General features: G+C 52.7%; 16 protein-coding genes, 1 tRNA gene and 1 pseudogene. 14 read left to right on the top strand and 4 right to left on the bottom strand.

What is annotated here, in order from left to right; genetic code table 11:
* Positions 1-103 precede the first annotated feature (103 nt).
* The 6 genes from D0C27_RS11035 (at position 104) to D0C27_RS11010 (ending at position 3,243) form a co-directional block, all read left to right on the top strand.
* Positions 104-463: a hypothetical protein gene (locus D0C27_RS11035; protein WP_137430983.1), complete on the top strand. Its 360-nt coding sequence runs from the start codon at positions 104-106 to the stop codon at positions 461-463.
* 91 nt (positions 464-554) lie between these two features.
* Positions 555-815 (top strand): hypothetical protein, encoded by a 261-nt coding sequence (locus tag D0C27_RS11030; protein ID WP_137430982.1) that lies wholly within the window; start codon positions 555-557, stop codon positions 813-815.
* On the top strand, positions 812-1,192 hold the full coding sequence (locus D0C27_RS11025; protein ID WP_137430981.1) for a hypothetical protein: 381 nt from the start codon (positions 812-814) through the stop codon (positions 1,190-1,192). The genes D0C27_RS11030 and D0C27_RS11025 overlap by 4 nt, the downstream gene beginning before the upstream one ends.
* Positions 1,193-1,395: 203 nt before the next feature.
* Positions 1,396-2,052, top strand: a complete 657-nt coding sequence (locus tag D0C27_RS11020) for an ATP-binding protein (protein ID WP_137430980.1) — start codon at positions 1,396-1,398, stop codon at positions 2,050-2,052.
* Positions 2,053-2,063: 11 nt separating this feature from the next.
* Positions 2,064-2,699 carry a hypothetical protein gene (locus tag D0C27_RS11015; RefSeq protein WP_137430979.1) on the top strand — a complete coding sequence of 212 codons (636 nt, stop codon included), beginning with the start codon at positions 2,064-2,066 and terminating at the stop codon, positions 2,697-2,699.
* Positions 2,700-2,733: 34 nt separating this feature from the next.
* Complete coding sequence (locus D0C27_RS11010) at positions 2,734-3,243, top strand: siphovirus Gp157 family protein (RefSeq protein ID WP_137430978.1); 510 nt, start codon at positions 2,734-2,736, stop codon at positions 3,241-3,243.
* A gap of 602 nt (positions 3,244-3,845) precedes the next feature.
* On the opposite strand, the gene D0C27_RS11000 is transcribed toward D0C27_RS11010, so the two are convergent.
* A complete protein-coding gene (locus D0C27_RS11000; RefSeq protein ID WP_137430977.1) occupies positions 3,846-4,535 on the bottom strand; it encodes a hypothetical protein in 690 nt (229 codons plus the stop codon).
* Positions 4,536-4,594: 59 nt separating this feature from the next.
* Between D0C27_RS11000 and D0C27_RS10995 the strand changes: the two genes are divergently transcribed.
* Positions 4,595-5,488 (top strand): recombination-associated protein RdgC, encoded by an 894-nt coding sequence (locus D0C27_RS10995; protein ID WP_137430976.1) that lies wholly within the window; start codon positions 4,595-4,597, stop codon positions 5,486-5,488.
* Positions 5,489-5,630: 142 nt separating this feature from the next.
* Here the strand turns inward: D0C27_RS10995 and D0C27_RS10990 are convergent, their stop codons facing one another.
* Complete coding sequence (locus tag D0C27_RS10990) at positions 5,631-6,278, bottom strand: hypothetical protein (RefSeq protein WP_137430975.1); 648 nt, start codon at positions 6,276-6,278, stop codon at positions 5,631-5,633.
* A gap of 387 nt (positions 6,279-6,665) precedes the next feature.
* Positions 6,666-7,640, bottom strand: a complete 975-nt coding sequence (locus D0C27_RS10985; protein ID WP_137430974.1) for an MrcB family domain-containing protein — start codon at positions 7,638-7,640, stop codon at positions 6,666-6,668.
* Between the two features lie 258 nt (positions 7,641-7,898).
* Between D0C27_RS10985 and D0C27_RS10980 the strand changes: the two genes are divergently transcribed.
* Positions 7,899-8,153 carry a helix-turn-helix transcriptional regulator gene (locus D0C27_RS10980; protein ID WP_137430973.1) on the top strand — a complete coding sequence of 85 codons (255 nt, stop codon included), beginning with the start codon at positions 7,899-7,901 and terminating at the stop codon, positions 8,151-8,153.
* Positions 8,153-9,382 carry a tyrosine-type recombinase/integrase gene (locus D0C27_RS10975; protein WP_137430972.1) on the top strand — a complete coding sequence of 410 codons (1,230 nt, stop codon included), beginning with the start codon at positions 8,153-8,155 and terminating at the stop codon, positions 9,380-9,382. The genes D0C27_RS10980 and D0C27_RS10975 overlap by 1 nt, the downstream gene beginning before the upstream one ends.
* A 156-nt stretch (positions 9,383-9,538) precedes the next feature.
* Here D0C27_RS10975 and D0C27_RS10970 read toward each other — a convergent pair.
* Positions 9,539-9,615, bottom strand: a tRNA-Val gene (locus D0C27_RS10970).
* Positions 9,616-10,074: 459 nt separating this feature from the next.
* Between D0C27_RS10970 and D0C27_RS10965 the strand changes: the two genes are divergently transcribed.
* The 5 genes and pseudogenes from D0C27_RS10965 to nadB all read left to right on the top strand — a co-directional run bounded on the left by D0C27_RS10965 (position 10,075) and on the right by nadB (position 16,751).
* Positions 10,075-10,491 carry a YkgJ family cysteine cluster protein gene (locus D0C27_RS10965; RefSeq protein WP_035267876.1) on the top strand — a complete coding sequence of 139 codons (417 nt, stop codon included), beginning with the start codon at positions 10,075-10,077 and terminating at the stop codon, positions 10,489-10,491.
* 290 nt (positions 10,492-10,781) lie between these two features.
* Positions 10,782-12,518, top strand: a pseudogene (locus D0C27_RS10955) (amidohydrolase).
* A gap of 82 nt (positions 12,519-12,600) precedes the next feature.
* Positions 12,601-13,647 (top strand): NADP(H)-dependent aldo-keto reductase, encoded by a 1,047-nt coding sequence (locus D0C27_RS10950; RefSeq protein ID WP_035267880.1) that lies wholly within the window; start codon positions 12,601-12,603, stop codon positions 13,645-13,647.
* Between the two features lie 204 nt (positions 13,648-13,851).
* Positions 13,852-14,991 (top strand): quinolinate synthase NadA, encoded by a 1,140-nt coding sequence (gene nadA, locus D0C27_RS10945; protein WP_137430969.1) that lies wholly within the window; start codon positions 13,852-13,854, stop codon positions 14,989-14,991.
* The gene (gene nadB, locus D0C27_RS10940) at positions 14,991-16,751 is read left to right on the top strand and encodes an L-aspartate oxidase (protein WP_137430968.1); all 1,761 of its coding nucleotides are present in this window, start codon (positions 14,991-14,993) and stop codon (positions 16,749-16,751) included. Before nadA ends, nadB begins: the two co-directional genes overlap by 1 nt.
* Positions 16,752-16,822 lie beyond the last annotated feature (71 nt).

Below are 16,822 nucleotides of genomic sequence, written 5' to 3'. Positions count from 1 at the left end.
ATACCGAGTTGCGCGCGCAAGTCGTGAAGGTGGGGGATGCAAGCTAACCCTCTAACTATTCTCTTCATCAGCGCCGGACGCGGCGCAATCCCCGGAGCTAAAAATGAACGCTAACGCAGAACGCGAGGTATGCGCGTACGAGCTGGCGGAGCGCCGCCGCGAAGTTATTGCACAGCAGATCAAGGACTGCCTGATCGGAAAGTCCCAGGCGGTGCTGATGTCGTGGGGCTATCCCACGCCAGCAAATCTGAAATCACGAGCCGATCTGCTGGAAGTGCTGAACGACCAAATGATCGCTTATGAGAAGTCTGATGCGATCGGGCCCTTTGTTAAGAGCGTCCTGAATCACGACCCCGTATATCGAGACGGCCTGAATGCGCATCTTATAGCGCTTATCCAAAGTTGGGCCGACGCCAGCCACGACGCAATGACCGCGCAGGAACTGGAGGCGCTGCCGTGTTGATCAAGTATTTCATTTTCTCCGGCTTTTTCAGCTGCGCTGCTTTCTTTATTGCACTCGCAGCCGAGACCGTTATCAGTATCTGGAGGCAGTCGTGAGCGACATCATGCTGAACGCAGTTATTCACATGCCCTACGAAATGGCGATGAAAGACGAGCTATCCCGGCGCCAGTTCTACGAGCGGGCCAACCAAGCCCTGAATGAGCGCAACGCAAAGTCTGCTGAGGTTGAGCAGCTCGAAGAAGCGCTCTACCTGGCGCTTGAGTATTGGACTCACCGCCAGCAGCGATACAGGAACCGCACTCCGACATGGGTCCAGAAAGCCCGCGCCGCCCTATCGGGAGAACCAACATGACCCCGCTTGAAGCCGCCGTTATCGCCATGGTCGAAGCCAAGGATGTGGTTGATGGGTTCTCCCGACAAATCGGGAAAGCGATCAGTGAGAGCTTGTCAGTGCAATACAGGCCGTATGGGCCAGAGCCGAAGGACTGGTTGAAGCTCGCTTATGAGCGAGATTACGAGTCGGACGGGTGTTATGGCAGACAGTACTACTACGTCAATCACGATGACGATATTGAAGGCTACTTGGCAGGGAACTGCGAACACGCTCTCAAAGCACATCAGTTGATCCAAGAACGCAAAGAAGCTCGAAAGGCTCTTGCTATCGCCCGTCGACGCGTTTCTGCGATGGGTCGGAACCTAATCAAAGCGAGGTCTGCAAATGCCACATAGCCAAAACCCCGGCTTCCCCCGCACTCGCCGCCGTAACCCTTTCGATGGACAGGGATGCTACGCACCAAATAGCAGCAAGATCCCGGTCAAAGCCTGGGTCGGCGCTGCCCTCGTAGTTTTTATCTTCATCGGCCTGTTCGCCAGACTGGGCGCAGCCGCTGGACTGAACTGAATTTCACGAATTGCACGAATCGGAGAACATCATGAGCACCGTAACCATGGTCCTGGGCGAGTCCGGGACAGGCAAGACCACCAGCCTTCGCAATATGAACCCAGCAGAAACACTGCTGATCCAGGCTGTTAAGAAGCCTCTGCCCTTCCGCGCCACCGCTTGGCAGCGATTCGATCGGGAAGCCAACAAGGGCGGCAACATCTTCCAAACGGACAGCCCCGCCGAAATCATTCACCTACTCAAAGGCACGCGCCGCAAGGTAATTGTGATCGATGACTTTCAGTATGTGATGGCAAACGAGTTCATGCGGCGCACCAGCGAACGAGGATTCGACAAGTTCACCGAGATCGGCAAGAACGCCTGGGACATTCTGAATGCTGCCGCCAGCTTGCCTGACGATACCCGCGTCTACATCCTAAGCCATGTCGAAACCACGGATCAGGGCCGCACCAAGATCAAGACAATCGGCAAGATGCTGGACGAAAAAATCACGCTGGAAGGCATGGTGACCATCGTTCTGAGAACCCTGGTCCGTGACGGGCAGTACCTGTTTTCAACACGCAATAACGGCAGCGACACCGTCAAAACCCCGATGGGTCTATTTGACTCCGAGGCCATCGACAACGATCTGGCCACGGTCGATCAGGCCATTCACTCCTACTACACCCCCACAGAGCAGCCCGCTTAAAAGGAATTGCAATGCGTAGCTACACCCTGGACACAACCGCCGCTCAACAGGCAAATCAAAACTCATACATTGACCAGACCGGCAAGTACATCGGTGCCTTCATCGTCGCCAAGGCGGTGACATCACGCAGCGGAACAGAGGGCATTGAGTTCTCTTTCAAGGCTCAGGATGGCCGACAAGCCAACTACCTGACGCTGTGGACATTCAACAGCCAAGGCGAAGCGCTCTATGGCTTCAAAGTCCTCAATGCCCTGATGACAGTGATGGGTGTTAAAGAACTACACCCGAAAAAAGGCAGCGTGGCGAAACCTGATGGCACGCGAGAAGAAGCCATTGCCTACCCGGACTTGCACAATAAGCCGGTGGGTATCGTGCTGCAGAAGGAATTCTATATCAAGGACAACGGTGACGAGGGCTACAAGTTCAATATCTTCGCACCCTTCCAAGCCAACACCGAACTGATGGCTAAAGAAATTCTGGACAACAAAACTCAACCCCAGGCGCTGGCCAGCATCATTTCTAGCCTCAAAGACAAGCCTGCGCCAGCCCAGCAGCAGCGTGGCGGGCATACCAACAACACCTATCAGGGTGTACGCAACGGCGTGCAGGCCGACGATCCTTTTGGCAGCGACTTCGGAAACTTCTAATTATGGAGCAGGCGGCCTGTCCGCCTGAGCAAAAATGAGCACACCTGCACTTTACACATTGGCTTCTGAATACCGCGCCCTGGCTCAGCTTCTTGCAGAGCGAGACTTCGACGCCGAGACCATCGCCGACACCATCGAATCGACCGGACTGCCCGAGCAGATTGCCGAAAAAGCACAGGGCTGCGAAATGGTCGCCCGCGTTATGGTGGCTGACCTGCCCACGATTGACGCAGAGATTCGTCGGCTACAAGATCTGAAAAAGGCTCGCAAGGCCCGCGCTGACGCACTGCGCAAATACGTGTTGGACAACATGCTGGCCAGTGGCATCAACCGAATCGACACACCGCTGTTCAGTATTAGTGTCGCAAAGAACCCACCTGGCGTGGATATCTTTGACGAGCGGCAACTTCCGGCGGACTACCTGACTGACCCTGTGCCGCCAGCTCCCCAACCAGACAAAAAGCTGATCGCTCAGGCAATTAAAGATGGCGTTGTGGTGCCAGGGGCAAAGCTAGTACAAAAAATGTCACTACGAATACGCTAAGATCTTCTATTTACTTATGGCAACTCATATGACTTACACCGAAGCAATTACTTTATCAGTAGCTGTTCTTGGCGCTGCACTTGGCGTAATTAATACTTGGCAGAGTCTTAGCCAAAATCGCCTTAGACTACGCGTTACACCCAAACATGCGTTACCGTTCGGAAACACCCCAGAGCATATTAACTTTTGTATAGAAGTTATCAATCGTAGTTATTTTCCAGTCACAATAACTGAAGTTGGAGTTTTATATTCAGGAACAACAAATAGGGGAGCGTATATTTCGCCCATCATTCCAGACGGGCGCCCTTGGCCACGTAGACTTGAGCCGAGAGAGTCTGTAACTGTATACGGCCAGAAGCCGGACCAATTAGACGGACACTCTATCCGATGCGCCTACGCCCAAACCGATTGTGGAGAACGTATCACTGGAAATAGCGCCGCACTGAAACAAATTTCTCGAGGCCATTGATTCCTCTATTTCAATCCTGACCAAGTCTAGGGCAACTACGTATACGTAAATAGACAGGCCAGGACGGTCAGGATCGCTTCACCACCGAAGTTATAGCGGAGCAAATGCAGATGCTTCCAGGAAAAGAGCAGGACTAAATTTGGCCTGATAGATAAGTGTCGATTTCATTGACTAATGAATGGGACAATTGCTCCGCCAAAGCGTGATGAATCTCAACTATCTTATAATTTTCAATAATATGGGCTTTGACTAAAGGAATATTTGAAATATTAAGCTCTGCCGCTTTATTAAGTTCACCTTGCAGAGTCCTAATTGAATAAATCAGGCCCTCCATTTCGGCATAAGTCTCAACCACCAATGCTCTAAGATTGTCGTTTTTCACAAGGCCTAAGTCGTTGCACATTGCAGTATATACATGGAAAGGATTGTCTGGTGCGCCCCACACAAACGGCCCCATATTTCTTATATGTCCATCAGCAATACTATTACCAATCTGTTTCATGTACTGCCCTTGACGAATAACAATTTCCGTTCTCAACGCCATCAGAAAACGCGCCTCGGCAGTCGTAATCGCATTTACCTCTCCTTGGATCATGTCCTGCCTTTGTTTGTGCAAGACATAGATGGCTGCTACCACGGCTCCAACTGAGCCAAGAGCCTGGACCCAGGCTGCTGCGCCATCTTCAAGAGCCACAGTCACTGGTGAACCCCAGAAGACCAAGGCCATTATCCCCAAAGGAATGGCTAAAACTAAAGCCATACGCCACCAACACTCTTTCACGCACCTGATCAGCTGATCAGCGTCCTCTTTCTTCATTTCCATTTCACCCCACGCGATGATTTATCCGCGTGAGCATAGCCCATCCTGAAAGGAATACACCCATGTGGTTTAAAAACTTGCGTATCTTCCGCCTGGACCCTCAATTTGAGGTCTCAGCTCAAGCACTGGCCGAAATGTTGGCGAAGCATCAGTTTGCCCCTGGCGGCAGTCAAGAACCCTTAAGCCTGGGCTGGGTGCCGCCGCGTGAAGGTGGTGAGCTGGTCCATGAAGTGAACGGGCAGTATCTGATCTGCCTGCGTGCTGAAAAGAAGCTGCTACCCAGCGCTGTAGTCAACCAGGCAGCCCGCGAGAAGGCCCGCGAAATCGAAGAGCAGCAAGGCTACAAGCCAGGCCGCAAGCAGATGAAGGAAATCAAAGAGCAGATCATCATTGATTTGATGCCCCGCTCTCACGCTGTGCAGCGCGACACGTTGGTGTGGGTCGACACGCGAAACCATTGGTTTGTGATTGATACCGCTGCCGTGGCTAAGAGTGATGAGGTGCTGGGCCTATTCGCCAAGAGCGTGGAACCCTTCCCCGTGCAGGCTCTGTACACCGAACAATCGCCCGGTGCGGCCATGACCTCCTGGCTGGTAGACGAAGAGCAACTGGCGAACTTCACCGTGGACCAGGATACAGAACTGCGCTCCACTGGCGACAGCGGTGCTGCCGTACGCTACGTGAAACAAAGCGCCGACATTGATGAAGTGCGCAAGCACGTGGAAGCCGGCAAGCAATGCACCCGTTTGGCCATGACCTGGGCCGATCGCATCAGCTTTATTCTCACCGATGCGTTGGACGTCAAACGCGTGGCCCCGCTGGACATCCTGACTGAAAAACAAGACGTGAGGGCCGTCAACGATGACGAAATCTTTGATGCCGACATGACCCTGATGACCTCTGAACTCGCCAAGATGATCAGCGATCTGGTCGTGGTGCTGGGTGGGGAGCGTTAGCAAACTACTATGCATTAACTCAGATTTAGCCTAACAGACGCTGCTAGATATATCGGGCAGAAAGCGGCCCCCAAGTAGACAACCAAACTACTAACGAAAAAGCTAAGTCGACCTGCCTTCGGCGGTCGGCTTGAACGAATTGTTATGAGTGTTTGCGCACGTCACCCAACTTTCCGGTATCAACTACCACCTCATACTCACTTGATTGACACGAAAACAAAACATCAGTTTTATTGTATCTAGTTTCCAATACGATTCTTTTGCTTTCAACAAACCACGCTTGGTCTCTGTAGTGCACGTGCGCGAATTCTCTAGCGCTCTCTAACGACGTAGTCCACGCTTGCCCGAAGGTGTGACTTTCAAGCTCCCCTATATCGCATCCTCGATATAGGGTCAAAACATTCGGTAGCGATTCAATGTCATTTGGCTCTAAAACTTCTGTGAGCACTATTTTTGGGTGCCAAGATTCATTTTCCTGGTAAATATAGAGTTGATGAAGCCCATTGTACGCATAACCTAAAAATGAATGTCGCAAGGCGTCGAGAACTTGAATTACATCCTCATTGGATATCTTTTCAAAAATCTCACTGAAGTGAGCTTTTATAGCCACTTCCGCTTGATTACCTATTACACACATCAAATCTCGTTGTTGTCCCGATGCCTCAAAAACCTTAATTGCTTCTATACACTTGGAAATTGAGCGTATCGCTATTTCCTTGAACTCAGCAAAGAAAGGCTCATTGATTTTCGACTCAATAGACTCAACAACTATTTTCATCTTTTTCGTCATGAAGTCACGATCTGAATCTGTAAACACTTACTGGACCCCTAGATACACATAACTAGATTTAGGATACATGCGGTAGACATGTCGAGCTTTTCCAACGCTATCTAATTGCAAAATTCTACAGGCAGATCGCTGCCCGAAGGACTGATTCCGAACAGAAGCAGCGGTTGCGAACACAACTATAACCAATCTCTCGCGCCTTTATCCGCAAGGATCATAGTCGATCCTCTGTGGCTAAAACATAGGATGCCTCCCCTATGAAGCATCACGACTACAGCAACATCCCATAAATGGACATGCCAATCGGGTCAGCGATTGGGTTGAATCTCTCGACAATGATGGGATTCGCTCAAAACTTATCGAGCAAAGGCCCGTGGCTCTTCGTGAAGCTCAATCAAACTCATTGGAGGGGGACTGACCAAGGTAATGATCATTCTTAAACTTTACGATGTCGTCGACACAACCTGAGCGATGAATCATGCGATGACAGTTAGCACAAAGCACAGCAAAGTCCTTCACCGGATCCAAGGCAACTTTCTGCCCCTTGAGTGTCGATAGAGGCTTGAGATGGTGGGCCTCAATATATTCCTTGCCGATTTCACCATAGCGCGCTTCGAAGTTGATATTGCATACCTGGCAGGTATAGCCATGGTATTTTTTGACGTCTTTAGCTAAGTTAGCGTTACGTTCGATGCGTTTATGCATACGAAAACGGGTAGCATCCTCATATTCCATCGACGGCGGCTCATCACCTTCTACGGTCGTACTACTCACCTCGCTATTAGCCTCGACCTGAATTAGAGTCTCATAGAGCCGAATCATATTGACAAGGTCTTCAATTAGCTGAGCCTCGTTTGGCAAGTTCCCTTTGGGGTAAAACTTGGCACATATATTCGCGGCTTCGTAGAACGCGGTGTCATTAGATTGCTCAAGTGGGCGCAAATCAATGTTCAACTCTGGATAACCAGCACTCTCCTTCCCGAGCATGGCGCGAAAATTGGCAGCCCGTGTTTTCAAAGCGGTTTTGGCATCCGACCTGTAGAGCCGCTTTGCTTCAGTCATCCCTTGATTGAGGCTAAGGTAAAGCCCGGTCATATCCTCACAAAACAAATAAACCGGGTAATAACCACTTTGTGCACTAACCGTAACGAGCTTATCAAAGATGGCCACCCAAGGACCGCGCGCCCAGTTCCCCTGGCCGGCGCTTCCTTTGAAAAGCAATCGCTCATTGTCTCCAGCTGCATTAGCTACAGCATCCCGCAACTCCCGGCGGATGTAATTGGCTAGTGCATGTTGAGTAAAGCCTTCCTGGCTCGCTACTTGATACTCACTGAGTACTCGTTCAAATCCATCACGTAAAGCCACAGGTGCCTCCTCCTTCGATACGGTTAAGCCAAATAACGCGCATAGCATACCCGTAGAGTTATCACCTGTCCGCCTAAGGACTGGGTAAAGAGCAAATAGCTACAAGCCGGGAGTTCAATAACTACGTACCCAATACCATCAAAATTACAAAGAAAGAGAAAAGCCAGTGAGCAGAACGACCGCAGCCATACCAGTCACAGCCCTTAAAGAATGAAATATGCCCGGCCTTGCGCCGGTTTTTTAATGGAGAACAGAACCATGCCACAACCCAACAATTCGATGGCAGCGGCTCACAAAAGCGCCCCCACCATCCACCCCGAAGGCCTGTACCGATGGGACGAGTTCGCCGACCGCATCCCGTTTAGCCGCGAGACCTGGCGGAAACGAATCATCAATGGCCGTGCACCAGCGGGCGAGGCCTTGAGCTCGTCTTGCACGGTATGGCGTGGCCGAGACATTCTTGCCTGGCTAAGCAACCCCACCACCTACTCTAAAGAGGTAAATAAACCGTAATGGCCAAGATCATTCCTCCCTTGACCGATTCGCAATGTAAATCCGCCAAGTACAGCCCCGACGGCAAGAATCGCTTGTTCGATGGAGGCGGCCTGTACCTGGAGCTGCTACCCAGCGGGGCCAAGCGCTGGCGTCTGAAGTATCGCCGCCCTCAATCGAAAGCAGAAAGCCGGCTGACCTTTGGCTCTTATCCCGAGGTCAGCTTGGGCAAAGCTCGCCAGATGCGCGAAGAAGCGAAAACGGAATTGGCGGAGAACGTGGACCCAGGTCTGACTGCCATCGCCACCGCGGCGCACCTGCCGCCCTCTTTCGAAGTTGTGGCCAATGAATGGCTGGAGGTCCGCAAAAAGAGCTGGAGCACCGGATACTTCCAGCGGATACGTAACGCACTCCAGGCGAATGTGTACCCCGTCATCGGCAAGATGCCAATTGAGGCAGTCACTGGAAAAGCCGTGTTGAAGATCATTCAGACAGTGGAGCATCGCGGCGCACTCGAAATGGCATCACGGATCTTGGAAGCCGTCGGCATGGTCTTTCGCTATGCGTGCGGAGTCGGGTTGGCCAACAATGATGTCACACACGGGCTACGCCAGTTCCTGCAGGAGCGGCCACCGGTGCAGCATTACCCCCACGTTGATGCAGACAACCTGCCTTTGCTGCTACAGCGCATCATGCAGTACCACGGCCGCCCCGAGACTCGATACGCACTACAACTTATGATGCGCACTTTTCCGCGTACGAACGAACTGCGCTGGGCCTGCTGGGAAGAGTTTGATATGGCCAATGCGCTGTGGACTATTCCGGCAGAGCGCATGAAAGGTCGTCTGATCCAAAAGCAAAGCGCCGCCGATCACCTAGTCCCCCTATCGCGTCAAAGTGTTCAAATCTTGGAGTCACTGCGAGCGTTATCCGGACGGCACTCGTTTCTATTCCCGGGCGTGCACAACCCTCGCTCTACGCCTATCAGCAGCGAGACAATGAATCGGGCGTTAAAAATTATGGGATTTGGCGGCCTGCAGACGGGCCATGGATTCCGAGGGCTTGCATCGACCATCATGAACGAGCAAAGCGGCTTTCGCTCAGAGGTGATTGAGCGTCAGCTGGCACACCGTGATCGCAACAAGGTACGCCGTGCATACAACCATGCCCAGTACATGGCAGAGCGTCATGATCTGATGCAATGGTGGTCGGACTATCTGGATGAACAGCTCGGGAAAGCACCAAAATAGCCATGCCCCCATTCATTTCGTCCGTGCCCCCATTCATGCCCCCAAAATACCTTGGCGAGGCTTGGCGCAGCTTGGAACGCTGGGCAACAAAAAAGCCCCAAAGCATTGATCTTTGGGGCTTTTCTTGGCACAGCTTGGAGCTGTGTGCATGTATTCTGGTAGGCAGTACTGGATTCGAACCAGCGACCTCTACGATGTCAACGTAGCGCTCTAACCAACTGAGCTAACCGCCTGCGGTGAAGAAATGAAATAATAGATCTTCCCTATTGGGCTGTCAACACTATTTTGCGTTTTTCTATAAAAAAGATGATCCTTTTTATATATCTTAGCTGGAAAAATTGCTCCCCAAGACCGATAAATCTTGTAATCCATTGTTTTATAAGAATTAAACAAAAAACTGACGAATTTCCATAAATTTATGTGCTTCCTGGCAAGGGAGAGCCAAGAAACATATAGATACACTCAATCTGTCTCCAGCCAGCATCAAGCCACCTTACTGGCGCACGATTTTTCTATTCAAGTTCTTCGGGCAAAAATAAAATGATTGCTTTACGCCTGCAGATCATCAATCTCGTCCGAAACAGATCTGCGGCTACTACGGGACACCTACGCACATGACTTGCTCTTCTCTCCCGCCTACCCCGACTCAACTACTGGATTTACCCGGCGTTCAGGAAACTACGCTGGAAGCGGTGCTTTATACGCCGCCCAATGACGAGATTTTTGATGAAAACCCTTGCTTAAGCTGCGGCGTGTGCTGTTCGCACTTTCGGGTGTCTTTCTATAGTGGTGAGTTAAGTGGCGAGACTGGCGGTACGGTGCCGGTCGAGTTGACCACCAAGGTTGGGCCGTTGCGCGCCTGTATGAAAGGAACCGAGCAAGGGGAAGGTCGTTGTATTGCCTTGCGTGGCACCTTGGGCCAGCCTGGGATTCATTGCGCTATTTATCCGGATCGCCCTACCCCCTGTCGTGACTACCAAATCTGGGAACTGGATGGCAGCCCAAATGTGGATTGCCAGCGTTTGCGTAGCAAACACGGTTTGCCTTTACTGCCTAACCGCCCACTGCCTGCTCCACCCGCCCTGCCCGAGCATGATGAGGCGGCCTGACACCCGTAGCTGAGCCTCTCTTGGAAAGCCTTCACTGCTGATGCGTGAAGGCTTTTTTGTTGGCTACCAATTGACACATAAAGCTTCTTTCACACGTTCAGAGATATTTTATTGCTTGAATAACTTTGGGCATATTCGTAGATCTCTCATTGTGTTTTTACCTATAGAACCCCCTGCTCCAGAGCTGTAGCCTTGAGGTGTTGGCTATCGCTTTTTTGAACTCTCAAAAACACAAGCAAGCTTTATCCAACACCTCAAACATCGTCATAACAATACTGGAGCAAAGAGACATGCGTTTTAGTCGTTCACGTTTAGCAGTTGCCTCATTGGCATGCCTGGCTGGGATCAGTACCCTCAGCCCAGTAACATTGGCGGCCTCACCTGCCGCCGACCTGCTAATCGTGAATGGGCGTATTTATACGCAGAACCCGGAACAGGCTTGGGTTGAAGCCATTGCGATACGTGATGGAAAAATTGAAGCCGTGGGCAGTACAGAGCAACTGCAATCCAGACGTGGAGACAAGACTCAGCTGATTGATCTTGGCGGGAAAATGGCTATGCCAAGTATCAATGAAGCACACTCCCACCCTGTATGGGGTGGCTTGAAGCATCTGTTCCAGTGCAACTTCCCTTTCACGGTAACGCCGGATGTATTGGCAAACACCTTGAAAGCCTGCGTGGCGCGTAGCGAAACGCTGTGGATTCAGGGAGGCCAATGGGACAGTGATTTCTTCAAGACTCACAAAATTGCTTCGCCGCGCGCATGGCTGGATGCCGTCTCTGGCAACAAGGCTATTGTGTTGACCGACGATACGGGTCACAACGCCTGGGTCAACTCCAAGGCGTTGGGCCTCTTGCAGATTGATGCCAACTTTACGCCTCCTAGCGGCATGACCGTCAAGCACGAGCTTGATAGCCGCGAACCCAATGGGGTTTTAGTCGAGGCCAATAGCTATATCCGCTCTTTTGTACCGGACTGGACAGAGGATCAATACCTGAAAGCAGCGCGGTATGCCATCTAGGAGTCCAACCAATTCGGGATTACGGGTTTAAAGGATGCCGATGCCAGCGAGGCTGTTGTGCGCTCGTATTACAACCTGGCCAAGCAAGAGGGTTTGAATGCCCATATCGCCACCGCTATCCGTATCTCTGGCAAGGACAGCAAGCATGTTTTTGATTTTGCTGAAATTGACCGCATCAGCAAGCAGTATGCCCTCCCTGATCTGAAGACCAACTACGTCAAGATCTATACCGACGGGGTTCCTACCGCGGCACATACAGCCGCCATGCTGGAGCCCTACGCGGACACTCACCAGGATGATCCTTTGTCCTTGGGGGCATTGGTCGTTCCTGAAAATGAACTGGATCGCGTCGTCTCTCACCTGGATGCAGCCGGTTATGGTTTGAAGATGCATACCGCAGGTGATCGGGCTATTCGCGTGGCGTTGAACGCTATTGAAAAAGCACGCAACGCTAATGGTCCTCAAGGTTTGATGCACGAGCTCGCGCACTCGGAGTTTGTGGACGATCAGGACAAACCGCGCTTCAAGGCTCTGAATGTAGCCGCCGACTTTTCTCCCTATATCTGGTATCCCTCCGGTTTGACTGACGCCATCAGCTCGGTAGTGGGTAAGCGCAGCAGGAACATGTTCCAGGCCCGTATGTTGTTGGATCATGACGCCACCATTATTGCCGGTTCAGACTGGCCCTCTGGTGTGAAGGACAACAACCCTTGGCCCGCGATTGAAGCTCTGATGACACGCGCCAATCCCTTCGGGCAGCGGCAGGGTGAACAACTGGGCGCTGAACAAGCCTTGAATCTGACCGAAATACTGCAGATTTTTACGCAAAACGGTGCCAAGGCTTTGGGCCGCGAAACAGAAACAGGGTCCTTGGAAGCTGGGAAATCTGCTGATCTGATTGTGCTGGATCGGGACTTATTCAAGATTGAGCCTAGCGAAATTAGCGACACCAAGGTGTTGATGACTATTTTCCAAGGTCGTCTGGTGTACACAGCTACAAAATAAGCTGCCCGGCAGGCTGACTAAATACGCTACCATGCACGGTTTGTAGGGCCGCCCGGCCCTGCGCTTTCGGGAGTCGAAGCAAATGAAATACCGCAAGCTGGGCAATACAGACCTGGATGTCAGCCTGATTGGCTTGGGCACCATGACATACGGGGAACAGAACAGCGAGGCCGATGCGCACGCTCAACTGGACCTTGCTTTGGAACTGGGTGTGAATCTGGTGGATACCGCCGAGATGTACCCTGTGCCCCCTATGGCGGCTACGCAAGGTTTGACCGAGCAATATATCGGCACCTGGCTGGCTAAAACCGGCCGCCGCAAGGACATTGTTCTGGCCAGCAAAATTGCTGGCCCCCAACGTGACCCCAAACGCCCTGGTCATATCCGCAATGGCGGTACCAGCCTGGATCGCAAGAATCTGGAACAAGCCCTGCATGACAGCCTGCGTCGACTGCAAACGGACTATCTGGACCTGTATCAGCTGCACTGGCCAGATCGCAGCACGGTGACATTTGGGCAGCGCAGCTACCCGTGGAAAGAAGAAGACACTATCCCCATCGAGGAAACCTTGTCGGTACTGGATGACTTTGTGCGTCAAGGCAAGATACGTCACATAGGTGTCTCCAATGAAACGCCTTGGGGTGTTTCGCGATTTCTGGAGCTGTCGCGCTCCCGCTCTCTGCCTTTGATTGCCACGATCCAGAACCCCTACAACCTGCTGAACCGCGTGTTTGAAGAAGGGCTGTCCGAATTCTGCCGTTATGAAGGCCTGGGTCTGCTGGCCTATTCACCTTTGGCGATGGGTGTGTTGACGGGCAAATATGACAACGGAGCTCGTCCCGAGAAAGGACGGTTGACGCTGTACGACCGTTTCACGCGCTACGATGCTCCCCGCGCTCGTGAGGCCGCGTTGGCCTACAACGAACTGGCTCGCGAATACGGTTTGACGCCTACCCAATTGGCCTTGGCCTGGGTGAACCAGCAAGCCTTTACCAGCAGCAACCTGATCGGTGCGACTACGCTGGAACAACTGCGCGAGAACATCGCCAGTGCAGATGTTCAATTAAGTGATGAGTTAGTTGCCAAGATCAACGCTATTCATCACCACACTCCGAACCCAGCGCCTTAACTGGCTTTCACCCCGCCTTGGGCCCAGGCGTCCAAGGCGGGGCACCCCTCTTTTTTCTTTCCCTACCCTGCTCTTGTGCTTGCAGTGTGCTGTTTTTTTATTTATGCTCAAAAAAAGCATAACAATAGAGACGCGCTTCTTTCGAATCAGAAATTCATATTCCCCATTTTTTTATTCTATTTATGCTCAAAATGAGCATCAAGGATGAACATGATTCAGCATTTCCCCGTGGATGTCTGTCAGCCCGACGCCAAGGACACTTTGAGCCGTCAGATTACCTGGCATGAAGTTCCTTCCAAACTCAATCTGCAAAGCGATAAGGCCGCTTTGAAGCAAGCTCTGGCCAAGCAGTTGAAAGAGCAAGACGCCGTACTGGTGGCCCACTACTACACAGACCCGGATATTCAAGACCTGGCCTTGGAAACCGGTGGCTGCGTGGGCGACTCCTTAGAAATGGCGCGCTTTGGGCAGGAACATGAGGCCAGCACGGTCTTGGTAGCTGGCGTGGGCTTTATGGCTGAATCCGCCAAAATTCTGAGCCCTGAAAAGCGCGTACTGGCCGTACATGACGAGGCGACGTGTTCTCTGGATCTAGGTTGCGCCCCCGAGGATTTCAAGCAATTCTGTGCTGCGCATCCGGATCGGGAGGTGGTGGTGTATGCCAATACCAGCGCGGCTGTCAAAGCCCAGGCGGATTGGGTGGTGACGTCCTCCATCGCCCTGGACATCGTGCGGCATTTACATGCCCAAGGGAAAAAAATTCTGTGGGCACCGGATCGTCATTTGGGCTCTTATATCCAAAAGCAAACCGGCGCAGACATGCTGCTTTGGCAAGGCTCCTGTCTGGTCCATGACGAATTCAAGGCCGATGGCTTGAAAGCCTTGATGAGCGAGCACCCCGATGCCCAGGTGCTGGTGCATCCTGAATCACCCGCTTCTGTTGTTGCGCTGGCAGATGTGGTTGGTTCGACAACGCAGCTACTGCGCGCTGCCATCAATCGTTCTGCCGACACCTTTATCGTCGCTACCGATCAAGGAATTTTGCATGCCATGCGCCAGCAAGCGCCGAGCAAAACCTTTTTGGCCGCCCCTACCGCGGGCGAAAGTGCTACCTGCAAAAGCTGCGCCTTTTGCCCCTGGATGGCCTTGAACAGTCTGGAAGCACTGCATCAACGATTAAGTCAACCAGGCCCTGGCATTCAAGTAGATCCTGACCTGCGTGAAGGCGCCCGACGTTCTTTGCAACGCATGATGGATTTTGCTGCCGCTCAGCAGAACAATTTGCGCGTTAGTGCTGACCTGGCCGAGCACAGTCAGCAGTTCCAGCATGTAGGAGCTGCTTGATGCAATCAGGCTCGACACAGACGGAGGTGTTAATCATCGGTGCGGGGCTGGCTGGCACCAGTCTGGCTCTATCCTTGCCCTCCACCATGAAAGTGACTCTGCTCAGCAGCGCCCCCGCTCCCTGTGGGGCCAGCCCGATGGCCTTGGGAGGTCTGGCCGCCGTACTCAGTGCCCAGGACAGTCTGGAACAACACATTGAAGACACGCTGGAAGCGGGTGCTCGGCACTCGGATAAAGAAGCGGTGCGCGGGATTTTGCAAGCAGCGCCAGAAGCGGTGCATTGGCTACTGAAAAAGCGGGTTCCTCTGGACAGAACGGAAGATGGCCAATTGCACCTGACTCGCGAGGGTGGGCACAGCCAGCGACGCATCGTACACGCGGCCGATGCCAGTGGTTACGCCATCATGCAGGCTCTCCTGCCCCAATTGACTCAAGCCTCTCATATCCAGCAGCGTACAGACTGCCTGGCATTAGACCTGCGCCGCAATAAGCAAGGCGCGGTGGCTGGCGTGGATATCTACGACAAGCACACTCGTCGCTACGAAACTATGTTGGCGGATCATGTCGTGTTGGCAACTGGTGGGCTAGGTAGCCTGTACGCGCACAGCACCAATCCCGATAGCGCCTTGGGAGAAGGCATTGCCCTGGCCTGGCGCGCTGGTGCGGCGATACGCGATCTGGAGTTTGTGCAGTTTCATCCGACCTGCTTGCATGCCGAGGGTCCCACCTTCTTGCTAACCGAAGCCTTGCGTGGTGAGGGTGGACATCTGCTGGACAAGCAAGGTCGCCGCTTCATGCCGGATTACGACGCCAGAGCGGAGCTGGCTCCACGCGATATTGTGTCGCGTGCTATTGCCGCACAGATGCGGCAAGAAGGTAGCAGCCATGTCTGGCTGGATGTACGCCATCTTGGTGCGGACACTTTGCAGCAGCATTTCCCGAAAGCATTGGAAGAAGGTTTGCGGCGAGGACTGGATTTACGTCAGGATTGGGTGCCGGTAGCACCTGCCGCGCACTACAGCTGCGGAGGGATTGAAACAGACTTGTCAGGCCGCACGACGGTAGCTGGTTTGTACGCCGTGGGTGAAGTGGCCTGCACAGGTTTGCATGGGGCAAATCGATTGGCCAGCAACTCCTTGCTGGAGTGTGTCGTCATGGGGCGGGCGGCTGCCGAGGCGATTGCTGGAAGCAAGAGAAACCAGCGTTCAGCTTTGGTCCCTGAGACAGATGTTGCAAATACAAGTTCGATGTCACGTTCATGTTCATACAAGAACTCCAATCCAAACTCCAGTTCCAGTTCCAGTTCCAGTTCCAGTTCCAGTTCCCAGGCTAGTGTCGGCCCGAATTGGGGTTTGAGTTTGAACGCTAGTTCGCGCTCGACCCCAAACCCAAGACATTCCCTTATGACTGCGGCGGCAGCCAATGCAATGGAAAACATAATCAACGACAAAGGACGTCACTATGGCAAAAACAATAGCTATAGCAACGGCAACAGTAAAAACCGCAGCCCATCCACAAACAATCCACCCTCCCTGCCCGCCTTGCGCAGCTTGATGCAAGAGCATGTCGGCCTGTTGCGCAATCGCCAGGGCCTGACCTTCGCCCTGCGCACCCTTGATGATTGGCGCGAACAGATCCGCCAACTCCCCTGCACCCAAGAACAAGCCAGTCTAAGCCTGCAACTGGACACCGCCTGGCTGCTGACCCAGGCTGCCTTGGCTCGTCCACACAGCCTGGGGGCGCATTTCAGGGTCGATTAGGTGCCTGCCCTCCATGGGATAGAATAAAAAATCAAATCAAGAGGCACCTCAACATGCAGGAGCCCATCCGA

Source organism: Alcaligenes faecalis, assembly GCF_005311025.1.
GTDB classification, from domain to species: domain Bacteria; phylum Pseudomonadota; class Gammaproteobacteria; order Burkholderiales; family Burkholderiaceae_B; genus Alcaligenes; species Alcaligenes phenolicus.
This window is presented reverse-complemented; position numbering and strand designations above follow the sequence as displayed.

Coding starts and splice junctions, on each gene's coding strand:
- D0C27_RS11025 (WP_137430981.1), top strand. CDS start 812: ATGACCCCGCTTGAAGCCGCCGTTATCGCCATGGTCGAAGCCAAGGAT.
- D0C27_RS10990 (WP_137430975.1), bottom strand. CDS start 6,278: ATGACGAAAAAGATGAAAATAGTTGTTGAGTCTATTGAGTCGAAAATC.
- D0C27_RS11035 (WP_137430983.1), top strand. CDS start 104: ATGAACGCTAACGCAGAACGCGAGGTATGCGCGTACGAGCTGGCGGAG.
- D0C27_RS10975 (WP_137430972.1), top strand. CDS start 8,153: ATGGCCAAGATCATTCCTCCCTTGACCGATTCGCAATGTAAATCCGCC.
- D0C27_RS11015 (WP_137430979.1), top strand. CDS start 2,064: ATGCGTAGCTACACCCTGGACACAACCGCCGCTCAACAGGCAAATCAA.
- D0C27_RS11010 (WP_137430978.1), top strand. CDS start 2,734: ATGAGCACACCTGCACTTTACACATTGGCTTCTGAATACCGCGCCCTG.
- D0C27_RS10950 (WP_035267880.1), top strand. CDS start 12,601: ATGAAATACCGCAAGCTGGGCAATACAGACCTGGATGTCAGCCTGATT.
- D0C27_RS10995 (WP_137430976.1), top strand. CDS start 4,595: ATGTGGTTTAAAAACTTGCGTATCTTCCGCCTGGACCCTCAATTTGAG.
- D0C27_RS11020 (WP_137430980.1), top strand. CDS start 1,396: ATGAGCACCGTAACCATGGTCCTGGGCGAGTCCGGGACAGGCAAGACC.
- D0C27_RS10980 (WP_137430973.1), top strand. CDS start 7,899: ATGCCACAACCCAACAATTCGATGGCAGCGGCTCACAAAAGCGCCCCC.
- nadB (WP_137430968.1), top strand. CDS start 14,991: ATGCAATCAGGCTCGACACAGACGGAGGTGTTAATCATCGGTGCGGGG.
- nadA (WP_137430969.1), top strand. CDS start 13,852: ATGAACATGATTCAGCATTTCCCCGTGGATGTCTGTCAGCCCGACGCC.
- D0C27_RS11000 (WP_137430977.1), bottom strand. CDS start 4,535: ATGGAAATGAAGAAAGAGGACGCTGATCAGCTGATCAGGTGCGTGAAA.